The sequence below is a fragment of the Pseudomonas bharatica genome (genome assembly GCF_048586865.1).
Classification (GTDB): Bacteria; Pseudomonadota; Gammaproteobacteria; order Pseudomonadales; family Pseudomonadaceae; genus Aquipseudomonas; species Aquipseudomonas bharatica.
Genome location: NZ_JBMAWR010000025.1, coordinates 20,040 through 44,308, shown reverse-complemented (window position 1 = coordinate 44,308; position 24,269 = coordinate 20,040). Strand labels below are relative to the sequence as shown.

At 64.3% G+C, this 24,269-nt stretch carries 22 protein-coding genes; 12 read left to right on the top strand and 10 right to left on the bottom strand.

Features of this window, described 5'->3' with window-relative positions; genetic code table 11:
- Window positions 1–92 precede the first annotated feature (92 nt).
- The 4 genes from ACKLLE_RS22595 (at window position 93) to ACKLLE_RS22580 (ending at window position 5,476) form a co-directional block, all read left to right on the top strand.
- Window positions 93–1,115: a DUF4917 family protein gene (locus ACKLLE_RS22595; protein WP_420059109.1), complete on the top strand. Its 1,023-nt coding sequence runs from the start codon at window positions 93–95 to the stop codon at window positions 1,113–1,115.
- Between the two features lie 75 nt (window positions 1,116–1,190).
- On the top strand, window positions 1,191–1,733 hold the full coding sequence (locus ACKLLE_RS22590) for an RNA polymerase sigma factor (RefSeq protein WP_420059108.1): 543 nt from the start codon (window positions 1,191–1,193) through the stop codon (window positions 1,731–1,733).
- Window positions 1,730–2,677 (top strand): FecR family protein, encoded by a 948-nt coding sequence (locus ACKLLE_RS22585; RefSeq protein ID WP_420059107.1) that lies wholly within the window; start codon window positions 1,730–1,732, stop codon window positions 2,675–2,677. The genes ACKLLE_RS22590 and ACKLLE_RS22585 overlap by 4 nt, the downstream gene beginning before the upstream one ends.
- A gap of 237 nt (window positions 2,678–2,914) precedes the next feature.
- A complete protein-coding gene (locus ACKLLE_RS22580) occupies window positions 2,915–5,476 on the top strand; it encodes a TonB-dependent receptor (RefSeq protein WP_420059106.1) in 2,562 nt (853 codons plus the stop codon).
- 127 nt (window positions 5,477–5,603) lie between these two features.
- Here the strand turns inward: ACKLLE_RS22580 and ACKLLE_RS22575 are convergent, their stop codons facing one another.
- From ACKLLE_RS22575 to ACKLLE_RS22555, 5 genes are all read right to left on the bottom strand, one after another.
- Window positions 5,604–5,846 carry a hypothetical protein gene (locus ACKLLE_RS22575; protein WP_009401152.1) on the bottom strand — a complete coding sequence of 81 codons (243 nt, stop codon included), beginning with the start codon at window positions 5,844–5,846 and terminating at the stop codon, window positions 5,604–5,606.
- A gap of 387 nt (window positions 5,847–6,233) precedes the next feature.
- Window positions 6,234–7,445 (bottom strand): class I SAM-dependent methyltransferase, encoded by a 1,212-nt coding sequence (locus ACKLLE_RS22570; RefSeq protein WP_420059105.1) that lies wholly within the window; start codon window positions 7,443–7,445, stop codon window positions 6,234–6,236.
- A gap of 78 nt (window positions 7,446–7,523) precedes the next feature.
- Window positions 7,524–8,141, bottom strand: a complete 618-nt coding sequence (locus tag ACKLLE_RS22565) for a TPM domain-containing protein (RefSeq protein WP_064303425.1) — start codon at window positions 8,139–8,141, stop codon at window positions 7,524–7,526.
- Window positions 8,142–8,268: 127 nt separating this feature from the next.
- Complete coding sequence (locus ACKLLE_RS22560; RefSeq protein ID WP_064303426.1) at window positions 8,269–9,006, bottom strand: TPM domain-containing protein; 738 nt, start codon at window positions 9,004–9,006, stop codon at window positions 8,269–8,271.
- The gene (locus tag ACKLLE_RS22555; RefSeq protein WP_009401156.1) at window positions 9,006–9,602 is read right to left on the bottom strand and encodes a LemA family protein; all 597 of its coding nucleotides are present in this window, start codon (window positions 9,600–9,602) and stop codon (window positions 9,006–9,008) included. Before ACKLLE_RS22555 ends, ACKLLE_RS22560 begins: the two co-directional genes overlap by 1 nt.
- A 185-nt stretch (window positions 9,603–9,787) precedes the next feature.
- Here ACKLLE_RS22555 and bglX point away from each other — a divergent pair, with 185 nt between their 5' ends.
- The 4 genes from bglX to ACKLLE_RS22535 all read left to right on the top strand — a co-directional run bounded on the left by bglX (window position 9,788) and on the right by ACKLLE_RS22535 (window position 16,826).
- Window positions 9,788–12,085 (top strand): beta-glucosidase BglX, encoded by a 2,298-nt coding sequence (gene bglX, locus ACKLLE_RS22550; RefSeq protein ID WP_420059104.1) that lies wholly within the window; start codon window positions 9,788–9,790, stop codon window positions 12,083–12,085.
- A gap of 60 nt (window positions 12,086–12,145) precedes the next feature.
- Window positions 12,146–13,903 carry an ATP-binding protein gene (locus tag ACKLLE_RS22545; protein WP_420059103.1) on the top strand — a complete coding sequence of 586 codons (1,758 nt, stop codon included), beginning with the start codon at window positions 12,146–12,148 and terminating at the stop codon, window positions 13,901–13,903.
- Window positions 13,897–15,231 carry a sigma-54-dependent transcriptional regulator gene (locus ACKLLE_RS22540; RefSeq protein WP_420059102.1) on the top strand — a complete coding sequence of 445 codons (1,335 nt, stop codon included), beginning with the start codon at window positions 13,897–13,899 and terminating at the stop codon, window positions 15,229–15,231. The genes ACKLLE_RS22545 and ACKLLE_RS22540 overlap by 7 nt, the downstream gene beginning before the upstream one ends.
- A gap of 269 nt (window positions 15,232–15,500) precedes the next feature.
- Window positions 15,501–16,826: an MFS transporter gene (locus ACKLLE_RS22535; protein WP_279900345.1), complete on the top strand. Its 1,326-nt coding sequence runs from the start codon at window positions 15,501–15,503 to the stop codon at window positions 16,824–16,826.
- A 61-nt stretch (window positions 16,827–16,887) separates the two neighbouring features.
- Here the strand turns inward: ACKLLE_RS22535 and ACKLLE_RS22530 are convergent, their stop codons facing one another.
- A complete protein-coding gene (locus ACKLLE_RS22530) occupies window positions 16,888–17,640 on the bottom strand; it encodes a COG4705 family protein (protein ID WP_064303431.1) in 753 nt (250 codons plus the stop codon).
- Window positions 17,641–17,973: 333 nt separating this feature from the next.
- Between ACKLLE_RS22530 and ACKLLE_RS22525 the strand changes: the two genes are divergently transcribed.
- Both ACKLLE_RS22525 and ACKLLE_RS22520 read left to right on the top strand, forming a co-directional pair.
- Window positions 17,974–18,378: a heme utilization protein gene (locus tag ACKLLE_RS22525; RefSeq protein WP_420059101.1), complete on the top strand. Its 405-nt coding sequence runs from the start codon at window positions 17,974–17,976 to the stop codon at window positions 18,376–18,378.
- A gap of 117 nt (window positions 18,379–18,495) precedes the next feature.
- Window positions 18,496–19,101, top strand: a complete 606-nt coding sequence (locus ACKLLE_RS22520) for a flavin reductase family protein (RefSeq protein WP_420059100.1) — start codon at window positions 18,496–18,498, stop codon at window positions 19,099–19,101.
- Window positions 19,102–19,108: 7 nt separating this feature from the next.
- Here ACKLLE_RS22520 and ACKLLE_RS22515 read toward each other — a convergent pair whose 3' ends face one another.
- A complete protein-coding gene (locus ACKLLE_RS22515; RefSeq protein ID WP_009401166.1) occupies window positions 19,109–19,339 on the bottom strand; it encodes a hypothetical protein in 231 nt (76 codons plus the stop codon).
- A 38-nt stretch (window positions 19,340–19,377) separates the two neighbouring features.
- Complete coding sequence (locus tag ACKLLE_RS22510) at window positions 19,378–19,671, bottom strand: antibiotic biosynthesis monooxygenase family protein (RefSeq protein WP_420059099.1); 294 nt, start codon at window positions 19,669–19,671, stop codon at window positions 19,378–19,380.
- 305 nt (window positions 19,672–19,976) lie between these two features.
- Here ACKLLE_RS22510 and ACKLLE_RS22505 point away from each other — a divergent pair, with 305 nt between their 5' ends.
- Window positions 19,977–20,876, top strand: a complete 900-nt coding sequence (locus ACKLLE_RS22505) for an AraC family transcriptional regulator (protein ID WP_064303435.1) — start codon at window positions 19,977–19,979, stop codon at window positions 20,874–20,876.
- Here ACKLLE_RS22505 and ACKLLE_RS22500 read toward each other — a convergent pair.
- Window positions 20,873–22,510, bottom strand: a complete 1,638-nt coding sequence (locus ACKLLE_RS22500) for a 5-guanidino-2-oxopentanoate decarboxylase (protein ID WP_420059098.1) — start codon at window positions 22,508–22,510, stop codon at window positions 20,873–20,875. The genes ACKLLE_RS22505 and ACKLLE_RS22500 overlap by 4 nt on opposite strands.
- 116 nt (window positions 22,511–22,626) lie before the next feature.
- On the opposite strand from ACKLLE_RS22500, the gene ACKLLE_RS22495 reads away from it, so the two are divergent.
- Window positions 22,627–23,499, top strand: a complete 873-nt coding sequence (locus ACKLLE_RS22495) for a LysR substrate-binding domain-containing protein (protein ID WP_420059097.1) — start codon at window positions 22,627–22,629, stop codon at window positions 23,497–23,499.
- An 87-nt stretch (window positions 23,500–23,586) separates the two neighbouring features.
- On the opposite strand, the gene ACKLLE_RS22490 is transcribed toward ACKLLE_RS22495, so the two are convergent.
- A complete protein-coding gene (locus tag ACKLLE_RS22490) occupies window positions 23,587–24,201 on the bottom strand; it encodes an NAD(P)-dependent oxidoreductase (protein WP_420059096.1) in 615 nt (204 codons plus the stop codon).
- Between the last annotated feature and the right edge of the window lie 68 nt (window positions 24,202–24,269).

Genomic DNA, 24,269 nt, shown 5'->3' with positions numbered 1-24,269 from the left:
GGCCCGAAGCATAGTCGCCGTCCCGGATGACAACCCGTAGCGTGCTAAAGTCCCGCCCTGCCGATTTGCAACAGATTCCTACGAGATACGCCATGACCGCCGACCTAGACGCCTCCCTCGCCTCCTGGCCAGACCTTGCCGCCCGCCATCCCTGCACTGGCCTGCTGCTGGGCAATGGTGCCAGCCGGGCGGTCTGGCGGCCGTTCAGCTACTTCTCGTTGTTCGAAATCGCCCAGCGGGTGCGCAACAAGCCGCTCGGGGTCAGCGACCAGGCGCTGTTCAAGTCCTTGGGCAGCGAGCTGTTCGAGCCCGTGCTCAGCGCCCTCAACACCACGGTGCGGGTCAACGCCGCGCTGGCGATCGGCTCGTCGGCGCCGCTGAACCGCTATTACGCGATCAAGGAAGCGCTGATCCATGCCGTACGCAGCGTGCACATCCCCTGGAAGCTGCTGCCCGAGGCCACACTCGCCACGATCAACAGCGAACTGCGCAACTACCGCAGCGTGTTCAGCGGCAACTACGACCTGCTCTGCCATTGGGCGATGAGCCATGACCCGCAAGGCTTCCAGTCGCTGTTCGACGAGGATGGTCACTTCGATGTCAGCCGCACCCACGGCCAAGGCACCCGCCTGCACTACCTGCATGGCGGCCTGCACCTGCTGCGCACCGAAAACGGCGGTACACGCCTGCGCGCCGCCACTGGCAGCCAGTTGCTCGACGGTTTTGCCATCAACACGCCGGGGGACGTGCCCCTGTTCGTCAACGAATGCACCAGCGAGCACAAGCTCAGGGCGATCCGCAGCTCCGACTACCTGACCTGGAGCTACGCGGCCCTGTCCAACCATGCTGAAGGCCTGTGCCTGTTCGGCCATCACCTGGACCGCGCCGACCGCCATCTGCTGCACGCGATCCAGCAGGCCCGGCCGCCTCATCTGGCCATCGCGATCCTGCCGTTGAGCGAGGCCGCCATCATCAGCCAGAAGCAGCATTTCATGCGCATCTTCGGGGAAACGCCGGATATCGCCCTGTATTTCTTCGACGCCACCAGCCACCCGCTGGGCAGTGCCGACCTTAATGTTCCAGCACCGACGGCGATCACTCGGCGACGCCACTGATATCGAGTAGCAAATAGCAATAATTCTCGATAACATTTGCGACCTTTCCCTTCCGGCATTTCCTGGAAAGTTCGCATGCAGCGCACCAAACCCGATCGCTTCGCACAGGACGCCTGCCATGGCTTCTACGCCGATATCCTGCATTTCCTGCGCAAGCGCATGGACAACGCCAGCGATGCCGCGGACATGACCCAGGACGTCTTCACCCAATGGCTGGGCTACCGCGACCGGGCCCGGGTCGAGCAGCCGCGCGCGTACCTGTTCCAGATGGCACGCAACCTGCTGCGCGATCATTGGCGCCGACAGAAAGTCCGCCATGGGGTGATCGACGACCAGGCCGACAGTGGAGAAGCAGGCACCAGCGAAGCTTGCTCGGCCGATCCCCTGGCTGCAGCGCAGCGCATGCAACGCCTGGAACGCTTGAAAATAGTCCTGGCCGAACTCTCGCCGCGCCGCCGCGAAGCCCTTATGCTGCACCGCTTCGAAGGTTTGAGTCAGGCACAGATCAGCGCACGCATGGGGATTTCCGTCAGCATGGTGGAAAAGCACATCGCCGCTGGATTGCTCTACTGCAAACAGCGCCTGGACAGTGACAACGTTGCGGAGCAACCGGAATGACCCTACCTGAAACGGACATCCGTTCGCTCGACGCCCAGGCGGCGAGCTGGTTCACGCGCAACCGCAACGACCACACGCGGGCCTCGCGCAAGGCGTTCGCGCAGTGGCTGGAACAGCCCGGCCACGCCCGCGCCTACCAGCAGTTCGAAGAGCTGTGGGACGATCTCGCCGCGCTGAAGGCCCTGGACAAACCGGTCCAGTTGCGGCCACGCAGGACCGCGTCCTGGCGCCCCGCGCTGGCAACGGCGGCGGCGCTGGTCTGCGCCCTGCTCGCCGGCACTATCGGCGTGCCTGCCACCTCGGTCCAGCGCCAGCTGTCCAGCCAGGACGGACAGCCCGCCAACGTCACCCTGCCCGATGGCACACGCCTGCAACTCAATGCCAACACGCGGCTGAGCATCGACTTCGATGCCGAGCGGCGCCTGGTGCATCTGGAGCAGGGCCAGGTCTATCTGGATGTCGCCCCGGACAAGGAACGGCCGCTCTTCGTCGATGCTGGCACTGCGCGCTTGCGGGTGGTGGGCACGGCCTTCGATCTGCGCCGCGGCGAGCGCGAGCTGGTGCTCAGCGTGTCCCATGGCCTGGTCGCCTTCGAAACCCCGGGGGAACGTCGCCAGCCCTTGCTGGTGGGCGAACGCCAGCGCGCGGTGTACAACCTGGCCCGTGGCGACCTGAGCCGGCAGACCCTGAGCGACGGCGAAGTGGCTGACTGGCGCGGCGGGCACGTGGCGTTCCGCAATCGCGAGCTGGCGAGCCTGGTGGACGAGCTGTCGCTGTACCGGCCGGCGGCGGTGCTGCTGGCCGATCCGGGGCTGGCCGGATACAAGGTTTCCGGCAACCTCGATGTACATGATCCGGATGCACTGCTGAATGCCCTGCCGGTGTTGCTGCCGGTGAAGACCGTGGCGCTGGCGGACGGGCGGATGCGTATCGAGCGCAAGTGAGATTCGCGCAACACCGCAAAACCCTGTGGGAGCGGGTTTACCCGCGATTACGGTAGTGAATTCACCGACGCAATCGCGGGTGAACCCGCTCCCACAGGGTCCGTGTTCTGTCTCAGAAGAGCTTGGTAAGAAATATTTTCATTCGCAGGTGAGGGTTTTCCCCCGCCCCGCGTCTTCCTCCCCGACTGCGCCGTCAACACCGTCTTTTTTTGGCCTTTGGCCGTTCCGGGGGAATTCATGTTTCGAGCTTTCAAGCCGTTGTCAGCCCGCCCATCGCTGCTTGCCGTGTGCCTGGCCCTGAGCCTGCAGGCCCAGGCCGCGCCGGTGCAGTTGCAATTGCCGGCGCAGTCGCTGGCCACGTCGCTGAGCCAGGTGGCGCAGCAGGCCAAGGTGCCATTGCTGTTCGACGAAAACCTGCTGCGCAATGTGTCCGCGCCGGCCATCAACGGCGAGTTCAGCGCCGAGGAAGCCATCACCCGCCTGCTCGCCCGCAGCCGCTTCGCCCTGGTCAAGGTCGGCAACACCTTCGTGGTCCGGGCCCGGGAGAGCGAGACCACGCCTCCCGGCAACGACAACACCAGCCTCCAGCTTGGCGCCCTGAGCATTGTCGGCGACGGCCAGCAGGTCACCCCCGCCACCGTCGGCCGCTCGACCCTGACCCAGCGCGATATCGATCGCGAACAGGCGAACAACGTGCCCACCCTGCTGAGCACCCTGCCCGGTGTGGAGATGGCCGGCTCGATGCTGCCCGGCGGACAGAAGATCAATATCTGGGGCATGGGCGACGCCGAGGACATCCAGCTGACCGTCGATGGCGCGACCAAGACCGGCTTCGAGCGCTACCAGCAAGGCACCATGTTCATCGAGCCGGAACTGATCAAGCACATCGAAGTGGAGAAAGGCCCGCACTCGCCCTTCGTCGGCAACGGCGGCCTCGGCGGGAGTGTCAACATGACCACCAAGGACGCCCCGGACCTGCTCGAAGAAGGTCGCGATAGCGGCGCGATGGTCAAGTACGGCTACTCCAGCAACGATCATCAGCAGGTGTACAGCTCGGCACTGTTCGGCCGCACCGAGGACCGCCGCATCGACGCCCTGGTGTACCTGACCAAGCGCGATGGCGACGACTTCAAGCTGGCCTCGTCGCTGCCCGACCCGCGCAACCAGTACCCGATCAACCCCAAGCGCCTGCCCGACAGCGCCCAGGACCTGGAAGGCGGGCTGTTCAAGCTGAATGTCCAGCTCACCGACGAGCAGTCCCTCGGCCTCTCCTACTCGCGCTCGAAGAACGAGCGCATGACCCGCTATTCGTCGACCAACTATTCGACGCCACCCACCCAGGCCAACATCGACCGCTACGGCTACGACCAGGCCATTCGCCGCTTCCTGGCCGACCGCGAAACCATCGACACCACCTGGTCGGTGAAATACCGCTACCAGCCGGTGGACAACCCGTGGCTCAACCTCGAGGTGAAATACTCGGAATCCGACGTCGACCAGACTGACGAGCGCGGGCCCAACGCCTTCTTCCAGCTCGCCACCGGCGGGCGCAGGATGGATACCGAGTACAAGGACCGCAACGTCGAAGTGCGCAACACCTCGCAGTTCGACACCGGCGTGCTGGAGCACTCGCTGACCACCGGCGTCGAACTGCACCGGCATGCCCGGGACGTCGACATGTGGATGCCCGGTGCCACGTACAACACCCGGAACTACAACTACGGCCATTTCCAACCGGCCTTCATGCCACACGGCAAGGTGGACACCAACAGCGCCTACGTGCAGGACGCCATCACCCTGGGCCAGGTGACCCTCACCCCGTCGCTGCGCTACGACCACGTGCGCAACCGTGGCGAGCAGAACGACGCACCGTTCTACAACGTCGCCTCCGCCGGCCATGACTACGGTGACAAGACCTACACCGGCTGGTCGCCGCGCCTGGCGCTGTTCTGGCGTGCCACCGATAACACCGCCTTCTTCGCCGACTACTCGAAAACCTGGCGGGCCCCGGTGATCGACGAGCAGTACGAAGTGCAGAGCGCCGCGAGCACCCGCAGCGCCACCAGCCGCGACCTCGACCCGGAACGCATCACCGCCTTGCGCGCCGGTAATGTCACCGACTTCTCCGGGTTGCTGTTCAACGACGACAACCTGCAGGTGCGCACCACGCTGTTCCACAACAAGGTCAAGGACGAGATCTTCAAGAACCTCGGCGTCGAGTGCCAGGCGCAGAACCCGACCGGCGCCAGTATCAGCAGGGCCTGCGGCAACTACCTGATCGGCAACTACCGCAACCTCGACGGCGTGACCTACAAGGGCTTCGAGGTGGAAAGCTTCTACGACTCCAGCAGGCTGTTCGGCACCCTGTCCTACACCTGGATGACCGGCAAGCATGAAGGTGCCTACACCAACCCCTGGGCAGAGGATGTCTGGGCGCGGGATGTGCAGGCACCGAAATGGGTGGCGCGCCTGGGCGTGAAGATTCCCGAATGGGACGCGGTGGTGGGCTGGAAAGGCCTATGGGTGCGCCAGACCGACCGCCTGCCCAGCGACAAGTACGGCCCGGGCGACCTGGGCAGCGCCCTCGGCGACAGCGCTTGGGACCATCGCGCCAACGACGCCTACAACGTCCAGGGCCTGTTCGCCAGCTGGAAGCCGCGCCAGCCCTACCTCAAGGGCACCGAGGTCAACTTTGTCCTCGACAACATGTTCAACCGGGATTACGCGCCGATGCTGAGTGACAACAACGTCTACAGCACCGGGCGCAATGCCAGGGTGAATGTGACGCGGTTCTTCTGAGGGGGGTGGAGGCGGCTGTACGAGAGTTAGCAGACCGGTCAACGAGCAAACCCGGCGCACCCTGAGGTGCCCTCGCGTACAGCAGCCATAAACGACAAAGCCGCGGAGCCAGGCCCCGCGGCTTTTTTCATACCGGTATGGTCACCGGCGACGGCGATTGGGCAATCGCCAGCAAGGCCTTGGAGATCCGCATGTTCAGCACGGCGTCACTGAGCATTTCCCGGTGCCGTGCATCGGGCGGGTCGGGAAGGTACGAGGTCTTGAGGATGGCTCTGGTGAGGTGTTCCACCGCGCGGGTGATGGCTTCTTCATGGGAGAGGCCGGGGCCGACGCAGAGGGCGGGAGGTGGATCGGGGACAAGCTTTTTCATGATGTGGTGCTCACTGAAGTTCGAGTGGGTCACATCCGCTGCTAAACGAAGGGTGGCGACTGTACGTGGGTTAGCAGACCGGTCAATGAGCAAACCCGGCGCGCCCAAAGGCGCCCACACGTACAGCCGCCATAAAGCGCTGGCTGATGGTTTGCTCATAGCCGAACTGCTAATCCGGCATCGTCAATATCGCGACGACCGACGCAGACTAGGCAGCGTTTCCACATGACGCAACCACCAGGCGGGGTCGGGGAGTATGCTTGGGAAATTGCCTACAAGAAAGTCGGAAATCGGTGAAGTTCACGACTGATATGCAACAGTTTATGGATGGTTGCCCATCCCGGCCTCATCGCTGGCAAGCCAGCGATGAGGCCATCAGCCACCCCCTCAAATCAACCCATCAGCCCGCAGCAGCGTTTCAAGGCAGTGCTCCGAAACCCCATAGAACGCCTTCAACTCGGCAATCTTTCCGAGCAACACAGCAGGATCCCCCGCCTCCTTGCGCTTGGTCGCCAGGATCATCTTGTTCTTGTTGGTGTGCTCCAACGAAATGAACTCGAACACCTTGGTTTCGTACCCGCACGCTTCCAGATACAGGGCCCGCAGGCTGTCGGTGAGCATCTCGGCCTGCTGGCCCAGGTGCAGGCCGTATTGCAGCATCGGCTTGAGCAGCCCCGGGCTGCTCAGTTGCGGGCGGATCTGCTTGTGGCAGCACGGCGAGCACATGATGATCGCGGCACCACAACGGATGCCGGTATGGATCGCGTAGTCGGTGGCGATATCGCAGGCATGCAGGGCGATCATCACGTCGATGCTGGCCGGCACCACGCTGCGCACATCACCCTGTTCGAACACCAGCCCCGGGTGCTCCAGGTGGCTGGCGGCCTTGTTGCATAGCTCGACCATGTCCGCGCGCAGTTCCACGCCAGTGACCTGCGCCGGGCGCTGCAACGTATTGCTCAGGTAATCGTGGATGGCGAAGGTCAGGTAACCCTTGCCCGAGCCGAAATCCGCCACCCGCACCGGCTGTTCGGCCGGCAACGCCACGCTGCCGAAGGCGTGGGAGAACACTTCGATGAACTTGTTGATCTGCTTCCACTTGCGCGACATCGCCGGAATCAGCGCCTGCTGCTTGTCGGTCACGCCCAGGTCGTGAAGGAAGGGCCGGCTCAGTTCCAGGTAGCGCTTCTTCTCGCGGTCATGCTCGCCTGCCGCAACCTGGCGCACCTGTTGCGCGGCGTTGCGGTGGAGCATGGGCTTGCCCTTCTTGCTGAATTCCAGTTGCGCTTCATCCGCCAGGCTGAGCAGGTGGGCATTGCGGAACGAGCCCGGCAGCCATTCGCCGATCTGCGCCAGGGCCTCGTCCAGGGCCAGGTTGCGGGTGATGTCGCGGGTCTTGTAGCGATAGACGAATTGCAGGCTGGGCGTGCCCTTGACGGTCAGCGGCTTGGCAGTGATGCGCTGCAGGTCGGCTTCGTCGCCGACATGCCGGGCCAGTACCAGCTTGACCAGGGACTGCTGGTGCAGGGCGTCGGCGAGCAGGGCGAGAAACTGCGCACGGGCATCCGGCGCGGCCTGGGTGGAGGGAATAGCAGACATGGGAAAGGGGTGCCTCGGGTTCAATGCCGGGCATTTTACGTGGATGCCCGGCCAGCGCACAGGTTTTCGATCAGCGCGTCACTCCAGCAGGACCAGGCGATTGGGCAGTTCGTTGCGCTGGCTGGTGGCCGGAACATGGGCCTTGAGCAGATCACCGCAGGCAGCGATGCAGGTGAGGAAGCCTTCAAGCACCTGGCCGGCGCGGACCTGGGCGGTGAACGTGGCGACGAGTGCCTCCCAGACCTGGTCTTCAAGGCGCGCAGCGATGCCGTCGTCCACCAGTATCTCCACGTAGCGCTCCGCCTCGCAGACAAAGATCAGCACCCCGGTGCGGCCGGCGGTGTGGTGCAGGTTCTGTTCGAGGAACTGACGGCGGGCCAGGTTCGACGCGCGCCACTGGCGAACCCGGCGCGGCACCAGGCGGCTGGTGAAGACGGGTAACCGCAGGATCAGGACCAGCACGATGAAGGTCAGCCATTGGGTCAGCAGCAGGCCGTGGGCGCTGAACCAGCCGGTGAGGTAGAAGAGCAGTCCCGGCACCAGCAGCGCCAGCAGGCTGGCCCAGACCAGCGGGACATAGGCGTAGTCGTCAGCGCTGCGGGCCAGGACGGTGACCAGTTCGGCATCGGTTTCGCGCTCGGCGGCGGCGATGGCCTCGGCGACCTGGCGTTGCTGGAATTCGTTGAGTAGTGCCATGGAGCTTCCTTAACAAAAATCTAAAGAACAACACGCCTCCTGTGGGAGCGGGTTCACCCGCGATTGCGGTGGTGGGCTCACTATTGCAATCGCGGGTGAACCCGCTCCCACAAGGTCCGCGATCGACTTACCAACTACCGGAGGAGCCGCCACCGCCGAAGCTGCCGCCTCCTCCACCAAAGCCGCCGCCACCTCCGCGACCACCGCCCAGTCCGCCAAACCCGCCACCGAATCCGCCGCCCGGCCCACCGCGCCGGCCTCCGCCACCCAGGCCCTGGAGGTAAAGCACAACCACCACCAGTACGATGAACAAGCCAATCGCCCACAACGACGGCGGCTCGCCCTCGCCGTCCGCGGCACTGGCCCGGGACGGCTGCGCCAGCGGGTTGCCGCCGAGCACCTGGAGGATCGCCGCACTGCCCTGGACGATGCCCTGGCTCATCTCCCCACGCTTGAAAGCCGGGAGAATGATGCGGTTGATGATCACCGAGCTCTGCGCATCGGTGAGCAGCCCTTCCAGACCGTAACCCACCTCGATCCGCACCTTGCGCTGCTGCGGTGCGACGATCAGCAGGGCACCGTTGTCCTTGCCCTTCTGGCCGATGCCCCAGTACCGGCCGAGTTGATAACCGTACTCCTCGATGGGCAAACCCTGCAGGTCAGGCACCGTGGCCACCACCACCTGCTCGCCGGTGGCCTGTTCATGGGCTTCGAGCATCTGGCTCAACTGGACGCGGGTGTGGGCGTCAAGCAGGTTGGCATCGTCCACCACCCGCCCGCTCAACGCGGGAAACACCACGTCGGCACGCACCACCAGCGCTGCCAGCAGCAGCGCCAGCAAGGCAAAGGCCTTGAACGCGCGCATCAGAACTTCACTTCAGGCGCTTTGTCGGCATTGGCGCTGGTGGCCTCGAAGCTCTCGCGCAGCGGCAGGTCGCTGTACATCAGGCTGTGCCAGATGCGCCCGGGGAAGGTGCGGATCTCGGTGTTGTACTTCTGCACCGCCGCAATGAAGTCCTTGCGCGCCACGGCGATGCGGTTTTCCGTGCCTTCGAGCTGGGACTGCAAGGCGAGGAAATTCTGGTCGGCCTTGAGGTTGGGGTATTGCTCGGCCACCACCATCAAGCGGCTCAGCGCACCGGTCAACTGGGCCTGGGCGGCCTGGAACTGCTTGAGCTTTTCCGGATCGTCGAGGGTTTTCGCATCCACCTGGATCGAGGTGGCCCGGGCCCGGGCTTCGATCACCGCGGTGAGGGTGTCCTGTTCATGCCTGGCGTAGCCCTTCACGGTTTCCACCAGGTTGGGAATCAGGTCGGCGCGGCGCTGGTACTGGTTCTGCACCTGGCCCCAGGCCGCCTTGACCTGTTCGTCGTAGCTGGGAATGTTGTTGATGCCGCAGCCAGCCAGCAGGCTGGCGAGCAGGATCAGCACCCAGGTTTTGCCACGGGTGATTGCAACCATCGTGTGAAGCTCCTTGTTTGTCCGTTTGCCGCCGCACTTGAGGCATAATCCGTGACCGCTGCTGGCGAGTACGGGTTCCATCGGCTAAAAACGTGCCCCAGCAAACTACAACAATAGCCGCTCCCCCAATTTCGGCTGGCCGGTATCGCCCGTGAATACCGGTGTGAGCCACGAGAACAGAATTCATGAAGAAACTGTGTTTGCTGGGTCTGCTCGTCAGCCTGGCCAGTCAGGTCGCCCTGGCCGATACCTCCGCCGCCGCCGCGCAGTTGCAGGAAAAGAAGGCTTTCATCGACAAATTGCTGGGCCAGATGACCCAGGACGAGAAGATCGGCCAGTTGCGCCTGATCTCCATCGGCCCGGAAATGCCCCGGGAGAAGATCCGCGAGGAGATCGCCGCCGGCCGCATCGGCGGTACCTTCAACTCGCGCACCGCCCCGGAGAACCGGCCGATGCAGGACGCCGCCATGCGCAGCCGCCTGAAGATCCCGATGTTCTTCGCCTACGACACCATCCACGGTAACCGCACCATCTTCCCGATCGGCCTGGGCATGGCCTCGTCCTGGGACATGCAGGCGATCGCCACCGTCGGCCGCACCTCGGCCGTCGAAGCCGCCGCCGACTCCCTCGACATGACCTTTGCACCCATGGTCGATATCGCCCGTGACCCGCGCTGGGGCCGCACCAGCGAAGGCTTCGGCGAAGACACCTACCTGACCTCGAAGATCGGCAAGGTGATGGTCGAGTCGTTCCAGGGCAAGAGCCCGGCCGAGCCGGACAGCATCATGGCCATCGTCAAGCACTTCGCCCTGTACGGCGCGGTGGAAGGCGGACGCGACTACAACACGGTCGATATGAGCCTGCCGAAGATGTACAACGACTATTTGCCTCCCTACCGTGCGGCCATCGACGCCGGTGCCGGCGGGGTGATGGTGGCGCTGAACTCGATCAACGGCGTTCCGGCCACCTCCAACACCTGGTTGATGAACGACCTGCTGCGCAAGGAATGGGGCTTCGATGGGGTGACCATCAGCGACCACGGCGCCATCCAGGAACTGATCCGCCATGGCGTGGCCCGCGACGGCCGCGAAGCGGCGAAGCTGGCGATCAAGGCCGGCATCGACATGAGCATGAACGACACCCTGTACGGCGAGGAACTGCCGGGCCTGCTCAAGTCCGGTGAAGTCAGCCAGGGCGAGCTCGACCAGGCGGTACGCGAAGTGCTGGGTGCCAAGTACGACATGGGCCTGTTCAAGGACCCTTACGTGCGTATCGGCAAGGCCGAGAACGATGTGCCGGACTACTACGCCGACGCCCGCCTGCACCGCGAGGCCGCCCGCGACGTGGCGCGCCGCGGCCTGGTGCTGCTGGAAAACCGCGCGCAGACCCTGCCGCTGAAGAAGAGCGGCACCATCGCCCTGGTCGGCCCGCTGGCCGATGCACCGATCGACATGATGGGCAGCTGGGCCGCCGACGGTAAGCCGGTGCATTCGGTGACCGTCCGCGAAGGCCTGCGCCGCGCCATCGGCGACAAGGCGAAGCTGGTCTATGCCAAGGGCTCGAACATCACCGGCGACAAGGCGATGTTCGATTACCTGAACTTCCTCAACTTCGACGCCCCGGAAATCGTCAACGACCCGCGTCCGGCCCAGGTGCTGATCGACGAAGCGGTCAAGGCCGCCCGCGGCGCCGACGTGGTGGTGGCCGTGGTCGGAGAATCCCGTGGCATGTCCCACGAATCCTCCAGCCGTACCACCCTGGAAATCCCGGCGGTGCAGCGCGACCTGATCAAGGCCCTGAAGGCCACCGGCAAGCCGCTGGTGCTGGTACTGATGAACGGCCGTCCGCTGTCGATCGCCTGGGAGCGCGAGCAGGCCGACGCCATCCTCGAAACCTGGTTCTCCGGCACCGAGGGCGGCAACGCCATCGCCGACGTGCTGTTCGGCGACTACAACCCGTCGGGCAAGCTGCCGATCACCTTCCCGCGCTCGGTGGGGCAGATCCCGATGTACTACAACCACATGCGCATCGGCCGGCCGTTCACCCCGGGCAAACCAGGCAACTACACCTCGCAGTACTTCGAGGAGCCGAACGGCCCGCTGTATCCGTTCGGCTATGGCCTGAGCTATACCGAGTTCTCACTGTCGCCGCTGACCCTGTCGGGCAAGACCCTGAAGAAAGGCGGCAGCCTGGAAGCCAGCGTCACGGTGAAGAACACCGGCAAGCGCGACGGCGAAACCGTGGTCCAGCTGTACGTGCAGGACGTCGCCGCGTCGATGAGCCGGCCGGTGAAGGAACTGAAGAACTTCCAGAAGATCCTGCTCAAGGCGGGCGAAGAACGTACGGTGACCTTCCGCATCAGCGAGGACGACCTGAAGTTCTACAACAGCCAGTTGAAATACGCCGCCGAAGCGGGCGAGTTCAACGTACAGGTCGGCCTGGATTCCGAGTCGGTGCAGCAGCAGAGCTTCGAGCTGCTGTAAGCGTCGCCACGCCCAAGGGGAAGCGCCCTCCGGCCTTCCCCCTCGTCCGGATGGCCTGCCATGTCGCTTTCCTTTCGCACCTTGCGCCTGGGCCTGATCGTCCTCGCGATCGCCGCCGGCACCCTGATCGCCGCCACCTGGGCGCGGCAGCACGCCGAGCAGCAGGCAATGCTCGAGGACGCCGCCCGCGCCAGCCAGCAGCTCGGGTTGTACGCCAACTCGCTGCATACCCTGATCGAACGCTACCGCGCCCTGCCGGCGGTGCTGGCCCTCGATCCCGAGCTGATCAGCGCCCTGCGCGGCCCGGTCGAGGGAGCCACCCAGGGCCATCTCAACCACAAGCTGGAGCGCATCAACGGCGCGGCCAACTCTTCGACCCTGGAACTGCTCGACCGCACCGGCCTGGCCGTGGCTGCGAGCAACTGGCGGCTGCCCACCACCTACGTGGGTCATAACTATGCGTTCCGCCCTTACTTCAAGCAGACCCGCAGCCAGGGCACCGGGCGCTTCTATGCGGTCGGCGTGACCAGCGGGATTCCCGGCTATTTCCTCTCCAGTGCGGTGACCGACGAACAGCAGGGCTTCCTCGGCGCCATGGTGGTCAAGCTGGAGTTTCCCGAGCTTGAACGGGAGTGGCGCCAGGGCAACGACGTGGTGCTGGTCACCGACTCGCGCGGGATCATCTTCATCGCCAACCAGGATGGCTGGCGCTATCGCAAGCTGAATACGCTGTCGGCCCATGATTTCAACGAGCTGGAACAGACCCGGCAATACGACAAGCAAGCGCTGGTACCGCTGCAGCGCCAGGTGCTCGAACGCTTCGACGACACCAGCAACCTGGTGCGGGTGCAGGGGCCACAGGGATCGGTCGATTACCTGTGGGAAAGCCTGCCGCTGGAAAGCGAAGGCTGGACTTTGCACCTGCTGCGCCAGCCACAGACCGGCAACGACGGCAGGAATGCCGCGCTGGCGGCGGCGGCGATATGGCTGAGCCTGGTCTTCGCCGTGCTCTTCGTCAGCCAGCGCCTGCGCCTGGCCCGCCTGCGCCAGCGCAGCCGCGAGGAGTTGAAGCGGTTGGTGGAAGAACGCACGCGCGAGCTGCGCACTGCCCAGGAAGGCCTGGTGCAATCGACCAAGCTGGCGGCGCTGGGGCAGATGTCCGCCGCCCTGGCCCACGAACTGAACCAGCCACTGACGGCCCAGCGCATGCAACTGGCGACCCTGCGCCTGCTGCTGGACCACGATCGCCTGGAAGACGCCCGCCAGGCCCTGGTGCCGCTGGAACAGATGCTCACGCGCATGGCCTCGCTCACCGGCCACCTCAAGACCTTCGCCCGCAACAGCCCCAGCGGCCTGCGCGAACGGCTGGACCTGGCCACGGTGGTGGACCACGCCCTGCAATTGCTGGATGCACGCATCCGCGCGGAAAACGTCAGCACCGCGCTGTACCTGGCGCGACCGGCCTGGGTGCGCGGCGATGCGATCCGCCTGGAACAGGTACTGATCAACCTGCTGCACAACGCCCTCGACGCCATGCTCGACAAGGGCTTTCGCCGCCTGGAAATCCGCATCGAGGCCGAGACCGATGGCTGGCGCCTGAGCGTGCTGGACAGCGGCGGCGGCATCGCTCCGGAACACCTGGGCAATGTCTTCGATCCGTTCTTCACCACCAAGCCGGTAGGTGAGGGGCTGGGGCTGGGCCTGGCGATTTCCTATGGCATCATCCACGAGGCCGGCAGCCGCCTGGTGGTCGAGAACCAGCCGGGCGGCGCCCGTTTCAGCTTTACCCTTGCCCGTGATCCGGAGCCCGTATGTTGAATTCGGTGATTGTCGTCGACGATGAAGCCAGCATCCGCACGGCGGTCCAGCAATGGCTGGGGCTCTCTGGTTTCCAGGTGCAGCCGTTCAGCCGCGCCGAAGAGTGCCTGGCGCAACTGCCGGCGCATTTCCCCGGGGTGATCCTCAGCGATGTACGCATGCCCGGCATGGATGGCCTGCAACTGCTGGCAGCGCTGCAAGCGCGTGATGCCGACCTGCCGGTGATCCTGCTCACCGGCCACGGTGATGTGCCGATGGCGGTGGAGGCCATGCGCAACGGTGCCTACGACTTCCTGGAAAAACCCTTCAGCCCGGAAAGCCTGCTGGGCAGCCTGCAACGGGCGCTGGAGAAACGCCGACTGATCCTGGAGAACCGCCGCCTGCACGAACAGGCCGATCTCAGGACCCGCCTCGAAGCCACCCTGCTCGGCATGACCCAGGGCATGCAGCAGTTGCGCCGCCAGGTGCTGGAACTGGCGGCGTTGCCGGTCAACGTGCTGATCCGCGGCGAAACCGGCAGCGGCAAGGAGCAGGTCGCCCGTTGCCTGCATGATTTCGGGCCGCGGGCCGCCAAGCCCTTCGTGGCCCTGAACTGCGCGGCTATCCCCGAGCACCTGTTCGAGGCCGAGCTGTTCGGCCACGAGAGCGGGGCCTTTACCGGCGCCCAGGGCAAACGCATCGGCAAGCTGGAATATGCCAACGGCGGCACGGTGTTTCTCGACGAGATCGAAAGCATGCCCCTGGCGCAGCAAGCCAAGCTGCTGCGGGTGATCCAGGAGCACAAGCTTGAACGTCTGGGGGCCAACCAGAGCATCGAGGTGGATCTGCGCATCGTCGCCGCGACCAAGCCGGACCTGCTCGAAGAAGCCCGCGCCGGGCGCTTTCGCGAGGACCTGGTGTACCGGCTGAACATTGCCGAGCTGCGCCTGGCGCCGCTGCGCGAACGGCGCGAGGACATTCCCCTGCTGTTCGAACATTTCGCCCGGCATGCCGCCGAGCGCATCGGCCGCACCGCGCCGCCGTTGAGCATCGCCCAGCTCGGGCAATTGCTCGGACATGACTGGCCAGGCAACGTGCGCGAGCTGGCCAATGCGGCGGAACGCCATGCCATGGGCCTGAGCGATCCCTCGGCGCCGCAGGTGGCGGCGGACTCCTCGCTGGCTGCGCAGAGCGAGGCGTTCGAGGCCAACTGCCTGCGTACCTCGCTGCGCCGGCATAAAGGGGAAATCAAGGCCGTGATGGAGGAGCTGCAACTGCCGCGGCGGACCCTGAACGAGAAAATGCAGCGCCATGGGCTGGTGCGGGAGGATTTTCTCGATAGGCCATGAGCGGATTTCCGCTTGCTTCCTGCATTCCATAGGCGGAAATCCGCTTATTGATCCTTTCATTGTTGTTGCCTGTACCGGCCTCATCGCTGGCAACGCCAGCTCCCACAAGGTCCGTGCCGAGCCCTGATTCCGCGGCCTGCAGCGGACTTGTGGGAGCTGGCGTTGCCACCGATGGGACCACCTTGATCCCCCTGGCACACCTCCTGCTATAGCCCCCGCAGGCCGCGCTCCAACGCGCCACCACAAAAACAACATGAAGGTTCCGTCCAATGGATAACACTTCCACCCTGCCTGCCGGGGCAGCCACTGCCACGGCTGCGCCAAAGACCACCTCCAGCCGCCTCAAATCGATCTTCAGCGGGTCGGTGGGCAACATGGTCGAGTGGTACGACTGGTACGTCTACGCCGCATTCTCCCTGTACTTCGCCAAGGCTTTCTTCCCCGCCGGCGACACCACTGCGCAACTGCTCAACACCGCCGCGATCTTCGCCGTGGGCTTCCTGATGCGCCCGATCGGCGGCTGGCTGATGGGCCTGTACGCCGACCGCAAGGGACGCAAGGCGGCGCTGATGGCTTCGGTGCTGCTGATGTGCTTCGGCTCCCTGGTCATCGCCCTGACCCCGGGCTATGAAACCATCGGCGTCGCCGCGCCGATACTGCTGGTCATCGCCCGCCTGATGCAGGGCCTGTCGGTGGGTGGCGAATACGGCACCTCGGCCACCTACCTCAGCGAAATGGCCGACAAGAAACGCCGTGGTTTCTTCTCCAGCTTCCAGTACGTGACCCTGATCTCCGGCCAGCTCATCGCCCTCGCCGTGCTGATCGTCCTGCAACAGACCCTGACCACCGAGCAACTGTACGCCTGGGGCTGGCGCGTACCCTTCGTGATCGGCGCGCTGTGCGCGGTGGTTGCGCTGTACCTGCGCCGCGGCATGGAAGAGACCGAGTCCTTCACCAAAAAGGAAAAGCCCAAGGCCAAGGAAAGCCTGATGCGCACCCTGCTGCGCCATCCGAAGGAACTCGCCACCGTGGTCGGCCTGACCATGGGCGGCACCCTGGCGTTCTACACCTACACCACCTACATGCAGAAGTACCTGGTCAACACCGTGGGTATGAGCATCACCGACTCGACCATGATCTCGGCGGCCACCCTGTTCCTGTTCATGTGCCTGCAACCGGTGATCGGCGCGCTGTCGGACAAGATCGGCCGGCGTCCGATCCTGATCGCCTTCGGTGTACTCGGCACGATCTTCACTGTGCCGATCCTCTCGACCCTGCACACCGTGCAAAGCTGGTGGGGCGCGTTCTTCCTGATCATGGCGGCGCTGATCATCGTCAGCGGCTACACCTCGATCAACGCCGTGGTGAAGGCCGAGCTGTTCCCTACCGAGATCCGCGCGCTGGGCGTCGGCCTGCCGTACGCGCTGACCGTATCGATCTTCGGCGGTACGGCTGAATATGTAGCGCTGTGGTTCAAGAGCGCGGGCATGGAGACCGGCTACTACTGGTACGTCACCGCTTGCATCGCCTGCTCGCTGCTGGTGTATGTGTTCATGAAGGACACGCAGAAGCACTCGCGGATCGTGACTGACTGAGTCGATCTGCTGAAAAGCGAAGCCCCCGGCCGGAAGGTCGGGGGCTTTTTTGTTCCCGCTGTCAGACGGTTCCAACCACCCGCTGCACACGCCGGGCATTGAAGTAATAAGCCATCCCCACCATCAGCAGCAGTACCCCGCCCAGCACTGCCGACGAGCCCACGGTGCCGAAATCCAGCCCGCCCTTCTCGTAGGGTTTGGTCAGGAAGTCCCCCAGGGTCGCGCCGAACGGCCGGGTCAGGACAAAGGCGATCCAGAACAGCGCCACCGGCGAAATCCGGGTCACGTAGCGTGCGATCACCACCAGGCAGATCGCAGAACCGATCAGCAGCGCACCACCGGCAAAGCCCAGCCCCGAATCGTCCGCCAGATAATCGCCCAGCGCCGTGCCCAAGGTGTTGGAGAACAGTATCGCCACCCAATAGAAGATCTCGCCGCGCCGGCTGCTGATGTGGTTGACGTTGAGGGTGTTGCCGCTCATGCGCCACAGGGCGAAGGTCAACGCGAGGATACCGATCAGGATCGCCGAGCCGGTGGCGTAGCCCAGGCCCAGGGTGCGGTCCATGAAGTCGGACATGGTGGTGCCGGCGGTGCTGGTGGAGAGGATCACCAGCCAGTAAAGCGCCGGGTGGTATTTGCGCGAGACCAACTGCGCCAGCAGCGTGGCGAGGAACAGGCTGATCAGGATCACCGAGCTTAGCGCGTAGCCGACGTTCAGGGTCATCGACAGCAGGTCGCCGGCGGTTTCGCCAAGGGTGGTGGCGCAGATCTTCATGATCCAGAACGCCAGGGTGATTTGCGGAAGTTTATTCATTGTGGGAATCGCTCCAGGGTCAAGTGCCGCGGAGATTGCTCAGGGAGCGATGAAAAAAGCGTGGGTGAAAAATGAAAAATGCGTAGGTGAAAATTCTTTCATTTTTCCTTTGAGCGGCGCAGATCCCTGTGGGAGCGGGTTCACCCGCGATTACGGTGGTGAATTCACTGACGTAATCGCGGGTGAACCCGCTCCCACAGGGATCCGCGAATGCCATTAAATCGATTTAGTCGATACTTATGGCCGATTTTTTGCGCTTTTTAATCAAATTAATCGGCGTAGTATCAAACCCATAGAAACAAGCAACCCACTCACTACCCCGGAGCAACCACCATGAAAAGCAAACTGATCCTGACCCTGGCCTTCTCTGTCCTGACCGCCAACGCCTTTGCCGCCGACGGCTTCGACCGCACTGGCAGCCATAACTTCAGCCACCCGCAAGCCCAGGCGGCCGCAGTCGCCGAAGATGGCTACGATCACACCGGCGCTGCCAAATTCGCCGAAGACGGCTTCGATCGCACCAACGGCGCCAAATTCGCCGAAGACGGCTTCGATCGCACCAACGGCGCCAAATTCGCCGAAGACGGCTTCGATCGCACCAACGGCGCCAAATTCGCCGAAGACGGTTTCGATCGCACCAACGGCGCCAAATTCGCCGAAGACGGCTTCGATCGCACCAAGGGCGCTCAATTCGCCGCCGATGGTTTCGACCGCACCCAGGCCCATCGTTTCAGCTAAGACCTGCGGTTTCACCTTCCACAGCCCGGCTTCGGCCGGGCTTAATCGTTTTCAGGGCCCGCCACTCTTGGCACACTAGGTGTCCTTCCCCCTGTACCCGCCAACAAGGCCCGCCCGATGTACTATTACGAACCCGCCAAAGGCCACGGCCTGCCCCATGATCCGTTCAATGCCATTGTCGGTCCGCGCCCGATCGGCTGGATCTCTTCCCACGACGCCGAAGGCCGCCTGAACCTGGCGCCCTACAGTTTCTTCAACGCCTTCAACTACATTCCGCCGATCATCGGTTTCTGCAGCGTCGGGCGCAAAGACAGCCTGAACAATATCGAGCAGACCGGTGAGTTCGCCTGGAACCTGGCCACCCGTCCGCTGGCCGAGGCGATGAACCAAAGCTGCGCGCCAGTCGCGCCGGAGGTCGATGAATTCGCCCTGAGCCAACTGACCCCGGCAGCCTCGCGGGTGATCGCGGTGCCGCGGGTGCAGGAGAGCCCGGTGTCGTTCGAGTGCAAGGTGAGCCAGATCATCCAGCTCAAGCGCGCCGATCAGGAACCGATACCAAGCTGGCTGATCCTGGGCGAAGTGGTGGCGGTGCATATTGCCGAGCATCTGCTCAAGGACGGTATCTACGATACCGCTGCCGCCGAGCCGATCCTGCGTGGCGGCGGCCCGGCGGACTATTTCGAATTGGGCAACCTGTTCAAGATGGGCCGCCCGCAGCGCTGAAGCGCGCCTACCAGACCAGCTCGGCGTCGGCGCTGACGCCTTGCAGGCGCTGCAGTTCGGCATTCGCCGCTTCGTCGGCGGCGGTGGCGGTCTTGAACACCTGGCCATCGAGTACCTTGTGGAAGGTCGGCGCGCCCACGGCGCCCAGGCCCTTTACCGCGATCGCGGCATGGTAGCCACCCTCGGTCGGCACCATCGCCGCGACCGCTTCAAACCCTACGAATACCCTGCGCGCCATTGTCGTCAAACCCGATGATTGCGAAAAAGGCCGTCATTCTAGCTGAAGGTGTGCAGATCGAGGCTTTCCAGAACCCGTGCCTGCACCAGTTCGCCGAACAGTTGCAGGCTGGGCGAGTGGAAGTAGTCGTTCATCGCCAATGGATCCTGCCACTGGCTGCTGAGCAACCAGAGGTGGCTGTCGCAAGACGAGCGTTGCAGGCTGAAGCCCAGGCAACCCGGGGTGCTGCGGGTCGGCTCGCGCAATTGTTGAAGACGTTCGCCCAGCTCTGCCGAGCGCCCTGCACTGGCGCGCACGAAGGAGAGGTGGCTGACCGGTCGAGATGTCGTCATGTGCGGTGCTCCTTTGAAGCGGTCAGGGGAAACTGCCAGGCTGCCAAGATTAGCCAGCCCGCCGCCATCGCCGTTAGGCCGATGCTGTCGGTAAATTGCCTGATCCTGCATGACGACCATGAGACGGCCGGGCAGTCGATGAAACGCCCAGGCGGTGCCATGAATCCCGCAACACAGTCCAACCGCTTAAGGTGAATAGCGATCCGCCTGTCCCGGCAGGATCGTGCAAGAACCCGACAGCTTTCGGCTAGCGCCGGGACTTGCACAAACCTATGCTGCGAAAATCCTGCTGAGGAAGCTCGTCCATGTCATCCGCCGAACCTCTCGATCCTGCCCTCGAAGCGCTGCGTGAAGCCCTTGCCGACCTGGTCCGCCGGCATGTCGACTCGCCGGCGATCAATGGCCTGTTCCTGGTCCGCCATGAAGAGAACATCCGCTCCATGCCGACCCTGGCCCACCCTGCCCTGTGCATCCTGGCCCAGGGCAGCAAGGCCGTGCACCTGGGCGACGAGCGCTATGTCTACGACCCGCTGCATTACATGGTGGTGTCGGTGGCCATGCCGATCAGCGGCGTGTACCTGGATGCCAGCCCGGAAAACCCGAGCCTGGGCATTCGCCTGGACATCGACCCCGCAGAAATCAACAACCTGATCGCCGATGCCGGGCCCATGGGCGTGCCGGCGGCGTCCGAGCGCGGGCTGTTCGTCGAGCGCCTGGACCCGGCGCTGCTGGACGCGCTGATTCGCCTGATCCGCCTGCTGGATACGCCGAAGGACATCCCGGTGTTGGCACCGTTGATCCGACGGGAAATCCTTTACCGCCTGTTGCGCGGGAAACAGGGCCACCGTCTGTATGAAATCGCCATGTCCAATAGCCAGACCCATCGGGTTTGCCAGGCGATCCAGTGGCTCAACGACTACTACGATAAGCCGCTGCGCATCGAGGACCTGGCCCGCGAGGTGAACCTGAGCGTCTCGGCACTGCATCACCGTTTCAAGTCGGTGACCTCGATGAGCCCGTTGCAGTACCAGAAACAACTGCGCCTCCAGGAGGCTCGTCGGCTGATGCTCAACGATGGCCTGGAGGCGGCGGTGGCGGGTTATCGAGTCGGCTATGAAAGCCCGTCGCAGTTCAGCCGCGAATACAGCCGGCTGTACGGCGCGCCCCCGTTGCGGGACATGGCGCGCCTGCGCAACGCGATTTAATCCAGGGCGTTGTCGGTCCAGCGGCGCTGGTCGATCTCGATCAGCGTCGGTCCCTGGCGGCCGGCAGCGGCGACCAGTGCCGCCTTCAGGGCCTGGACTTCACTCACCGCTTGCGCCGCGCAGCCGAAGCCCTTGGCGATGGTGACGAAGTCCGGGGTGTGGATATCCACGCCCACCGGTTCGATATCGCGGTTGACCATATAGCGCTTGATTTCCTCGTAGCCCTGGTTGTTCCACAGCAGGACGATCAGTGGCACCTGTGCCTCCACGGCACTGGCCAGCTCGGGCAGGGTGAACTGGATACCACCGTCGCCGATCAGGCAGACCACCGGCAGGCGCTGTGCGGCTTCCTGCGCACTGCCCAGCCAGGCCCCCATGGCCGCCGGCAGGGCATATCCAAGGGTGCCGTAGCCAGTGGACGCATTGAACCAGCGGCGCGGATGGTCCAGGTCGAGGGTCAGGTTGCCGGTGTACACCGGCTGGGTCGAATCGCCCACCAGCACGGCCTGTGGCAAGGCTTCAAGAATGGTATCGAGGAACAGGGTCTGGGCAGTTGCCGCCTCGTCCCACTGTGCGGCCAGGGTTTCTTTCAACCGCGCCGCGCGGGCCGGGCCCCACTCACCGGCGCGAACCGGTGACGGCTGGTCGCCAAGGGCATGCAGCAGCGCATCGCAGGCATGCCCGGCATCGGCGACCATGGCCAGCTTCGGCGGGTAGTTGCGTACGGTCTGGTCCGGGTCGATGTCGATGCGCAGCAGGGTGCCAGGGATCTCGAAGCCGCCCTTGAAGGTGACGTCGTAGTCGGTCTCGGCCAGTTCCGTGCCGATGGCCAGCACCACATCGGCCTCGCGCACCAGTTCACGGGTGGCGGCCAGGGACTGGGTCGAGCCGATCAGCAGCGGATGACGGGATGGCAACATGCCCTTGGCATTGATGGTCAGCGCGGTTGGCGCCTGGAGGTACTCGGCGAGGCGGGTCAGCGAGGCGCTGGCGCCGATGGCGCCGCCACCGGCAAGAATCAGCGGACGACGGGCGTTTGCCAGCAGGGCGGCCATCTTCGCCGCAGTAGCCGGGGCTGCGGCAGCACGCTCGACGCGCACCGGCTCGCTGCCCAGCAGGTGATCGGCCGGCTCGACGATCACATCCAGCGGAATCTCGATATGCACAGGCCGCGGTCGTGCGCCATCGAACACGGCAAAGGCACGGGCCAGGACTTGCGGCAGGTCGTCGGCGGACATCAGGGTATGGGAAAAGGCAGCGACACCGCGCACCAGTTCGCTCTGGTTCGGCAGTTCATGCAACTTGCCCCGCCCGCCGCCCAGGGCGCTGCGCGATTGCACACTGGAAATCACCAGCATCGGGATCGAATCGGCGTAGGCCTGGCCCATGGCGGTGGTGATGTTGGTCATGCCCGGGCCGGTGATGATGAAACACACGCCAGGTTTGCCACGGGTGCGCGAATAACCGTCAGCCATGAAGCCGGCGCCTTGCTCGTGGCGCGGGGTGATATGCCGGATAGCGGACGCCGCGAGGCCTCGATAGAGTTCCACGGTATGCACGCCCGGGATGCCGAACACATGGTCCACACCGTAGTTTTCGAGGAGTTTTACCAGCACTTCGCCGCAAGTCGCCATGTTCGTGAGCCTATTGTCTGTGTTCGGGGCCAGGCCTTCATTGGACCGCCGGGTGGCTACCGGCACAAGGCAAAGTTCCTCATACTAGCCATGCGCCCAGATCATGGCTTATTCCGATGAAACGACTCCCTCCCCTTGCCGCCCTGCATACCTTCCTGGTGACGGCCCAATGCTGCAACTTCACCCGTGCCGCCCAGCAGTTGCACCTGACCCAGGGGGCGGTCAGCCGGCAGATCGCCGGGCTCGAGGAACACCTCGGCTATCCGCTGTTCATCCGCCAGGCCCGCGGCTTGAGCCTGACCCGCGAAGGGCAGGAATGGCTGCCCCGGGTACAGCAGGTGTTCAGCCTGATAGAGGACGGCGTGCAGCAGATCGGCGCGCCACGCGGCACCCTGCAATTGAAGGCGCCGACCTGCGTGATGCGCTGGCTGCTGCCACGGCTGATGGAATGGCAGGCGTTGCGGCCGGACGTGCCGGTGGAACTGACCACCACCATCCAGCACGGGGTGGATTTTCGCCGGGAGGGCTTCGATGCGGCGGTGGTCTATGGTGCCGAGCCGGAGGGCGAGGCATTGAAACTGTTCGACGAGCAACTGACGCCGGTCTGCTCGCCACACTTGCTGGCGGGTACCACGCCGCTGCGCGAGGTGGCGGATCTGGCCGGGCACATGCTGCTGCACCCGACTCGGGACGAGCGGGACTGGCAGACCTGGCTGGAGGCGGCCGGAAGCGGGCTGGAGATCCAGGGCCGGCGCCAGCATTTCGAGACGCTGGACATGGCGATGGCCATGGCCTCGCAAGGAACCGGGGTGGCGATCGGGGATTGGGCGTTGATCGGGGATGATCTGCTCGGCGGCAGATTGGTAATGCCGTTTGATTTGAAGGTGCCTACCGGGAAAGGTTACTACCTGGCAATGCCGGGGAAGGTGGCGGCACCGGGATTGGTGGAGCTGGTTGCATGGTTGGGGGAGCAGGCCCGTAGGCAGTGATCTTTCGGGCCCTATCGCGGGTGAACCCGCTCCCACAGAGTAACCTGTGGGAGCGGGTTCACCCGCGATGAGGCCCTGAAGAACAACTCAGTAACCTACAGTGAACCGCTGCCGCGAATGCTTCGGCTGCTCCAGCTCATCCAGCAAGGCAATTGCGTAGTCGGCAAAGGTGATCCAGCTCCTGCCATCGGCACCGATCAGCAGATGATCCTTGCCCAACTTGTACGACCCGGTCCGCGGGCCCTCCACGAACTCCGCCGAAGGCGAGAGGAAGGTCCAGTCCAGGTCCTGCTCCTGCTTCAACGTTTCCAGATAGACCGCACCCGCGCTGGCCTCGGCCTTGTAGGCCTCGGGGAAGTCCGGGCTGTCGATCACCCGCGAATCGTCCGGCAGCAGCAGGCTGCCTGCCCCACCCACCACCAGCACGCGCTTGACCCCGGCCTGCTTTGCCGGCGCCAGCAGGGTCTGCGCGGGGATCCCGGTGAAGTGCGCAGCGCTCAGCACCGCATCGTGCCCGGCCAGGGCCTTGGCCAGCGCCGCGCCATCCTTGATGTCCAGCGCCACGGGGTTCACCCCGGCGCGGCCCTGCAGTTTCGCCGGGTCCCGGGCGATGGCGGTGACGCTATGGCCACGGCGCAGGGCTTCTTCCAGCAACTGGCTGCCGGCACGGCCGGTTGCACCGATGATTGCGATCTTGCTCATGACAAACCTCCACTGAGAGTTGAACCTGTCTCGAAGACGACGACTGAGCACAGCTTAGTTGCGCGATC

Bases quoted from the DNA above. Each gene is read 5' to 3' on its own strand.
- ACKLLE_RS22595 (WP_420059109.1), top strand. From the start codon at position 93: ATGACCGCCGACCTAGACGCCTCCCTCGCCTCCTGGCCAGACCTTGCC.
- ACKLLE_RS22590 (WP_420059108.1), top strand. From the start codon at position 1,191: ATGCAGCGCACCAAACCCGATCGCTTCGCACAGGACGCCTGCCATGGC.
- ACKLLE_RS22585 (WP_420059107.1), top strand. From the start codon at position 1,730: ATGACCCTACCTGAAACGGACATCCGTTCGCTCGACGCCCAGGCGGCG.
- ACKLLE_RS22580 (WP_420059106.1), top strand. From the start codon at position 2,915: ATGTTTCGAGCTTTCAAGCCGTTGTCAGCCCGCCCATCGCTGCTTGCC.
- ACKLLE_RS22575 (WP_009401152.1), bottom strand. From the start codon at position 5,846: ATGAAAAAGCTTGTCCCCGATCCACCTCCCGCCCTCTGCGTCGGCCCC.
- ACKLLE_RS22570 (WP_420059105.1), bottom strand. From the start codon at position 7,445: ATGTCTGCTATTCCCTCCACCCAGGCCGCGCCGGATGCCCGTGCGCAG.
- ACKLLE_RS22565 (WP_064303425.1), bottom strand. From the start codon at position 8,141: ATGGCACTACTCAACGAATTCCAGCAACGCCAGGTCGCCGAGGCCATC.
- ACKLLE_RS22560 (WP_064303426.1), bottom strand. From the start codon at position 9,006: ATGCGCGCGTTCAAGGCCTTTGCCTTGCTGGCGCTGCTGCTGGCAGCG.
- ACKLLE_RS22555 (WP_009401156.1), bottom strand. From the start codon at position 9,602: ATGGTTGCAATCACCCGTGGCAAAACCTGGGTGCTGATCCTGCTCGCC.
- bglX (WP_420059104.1), top strand. From the start codon at position 9,788: ATGAAGAAACTGTGTTTGCTGGGTCTGCTCGTCAGCCTGGCCAGTCAG.
- ACKLLE_RS22545 (WP_420059103.1), top strand. From the start codon at position 12,146: ATGTCGCTTTCCTTTCGCACCTTGCGCCTGGGCCTGATCGTCCTCGCG.
- ACKLLE_RS22540 (WP_420059102.1), top strand. From the start codon at position 13,897: ATGTTGAATTCGGTGATTGTCGTCGACGATGAAGCCAGCATCCGCACG.
- ACKLLE_RS22535 (WP_279900345.1), top strand. From the start codon at position 15,501: ATGGATAACACTTCCACCCTGCCTGCCGGGGCAGCCACTGCCACGGCT.
- ACKLLE_RS22530 (WP_064303431.1), bottom strand. From the start codon at position 17,640: ATGAATAAACTTCCGCAAATCACCCTGGCGTTCTGGATCATGAAGATC.
- ACKLLE_RS22525 (WP_420059101.1), top strand. From the start codon at position 17,974: ATGAAAAGCAAACTGATCCTGACCCTGGCCTTCTCTGTCCTGACCGCC.
- ACKLLE_RS22520 (WP_420059100.1), top strand. From the start codon at position 18,496: ATGTACTATTACGAACCCGCCAAAGGCCACGGCCTGCCCCATGATCCG.
- ACKLLE_RS22515 (WP_009401166.1), bottom strand. From the start codon at position 19,339: ATGGCGCGCAGGGTATTCGTAGGGTTTGAAGCGGTCGCGGCGATGGTG.
- ACKLLE_RS22510 (WP_420059099.1), bottom strand. From the start codon at position 19,671: ATGACGACATCTCGACCGGTCAGCCACCTCTCCTTCGTGCGCGCCAGT.
- ACKLLE_RS22505 (WP_064303435.1), top strand. From the start codon at position 19,977: ATGTCATCCGCCGAACCTCTCGATCCTGCCCTCGAAGCGCTGCGTGAA.
- ACKLLE_RS22500 (WP_420059098.1), bottom strand. From the start codon at position 22,510: ATGGCGACTTGCGGCGAAGTGCTGGTAAAACTCCTCGAAAACTACGGT.
- ACKLLE_RS22495 (WP_420059097.1), top strand. From the start codon at position 22,627: ATGAAACGACTCCCTCCCCTTGCCGCCCTGCATACCTTCCTGGTGACG.
- ACKLLE_RS22490 (WP_420059096.1), bottom strand. From the start codon at position 24,201: ATGAGCAAGATCGCAATCATCGGTGCAACCGGCCGTGCCGGCAGCCAG.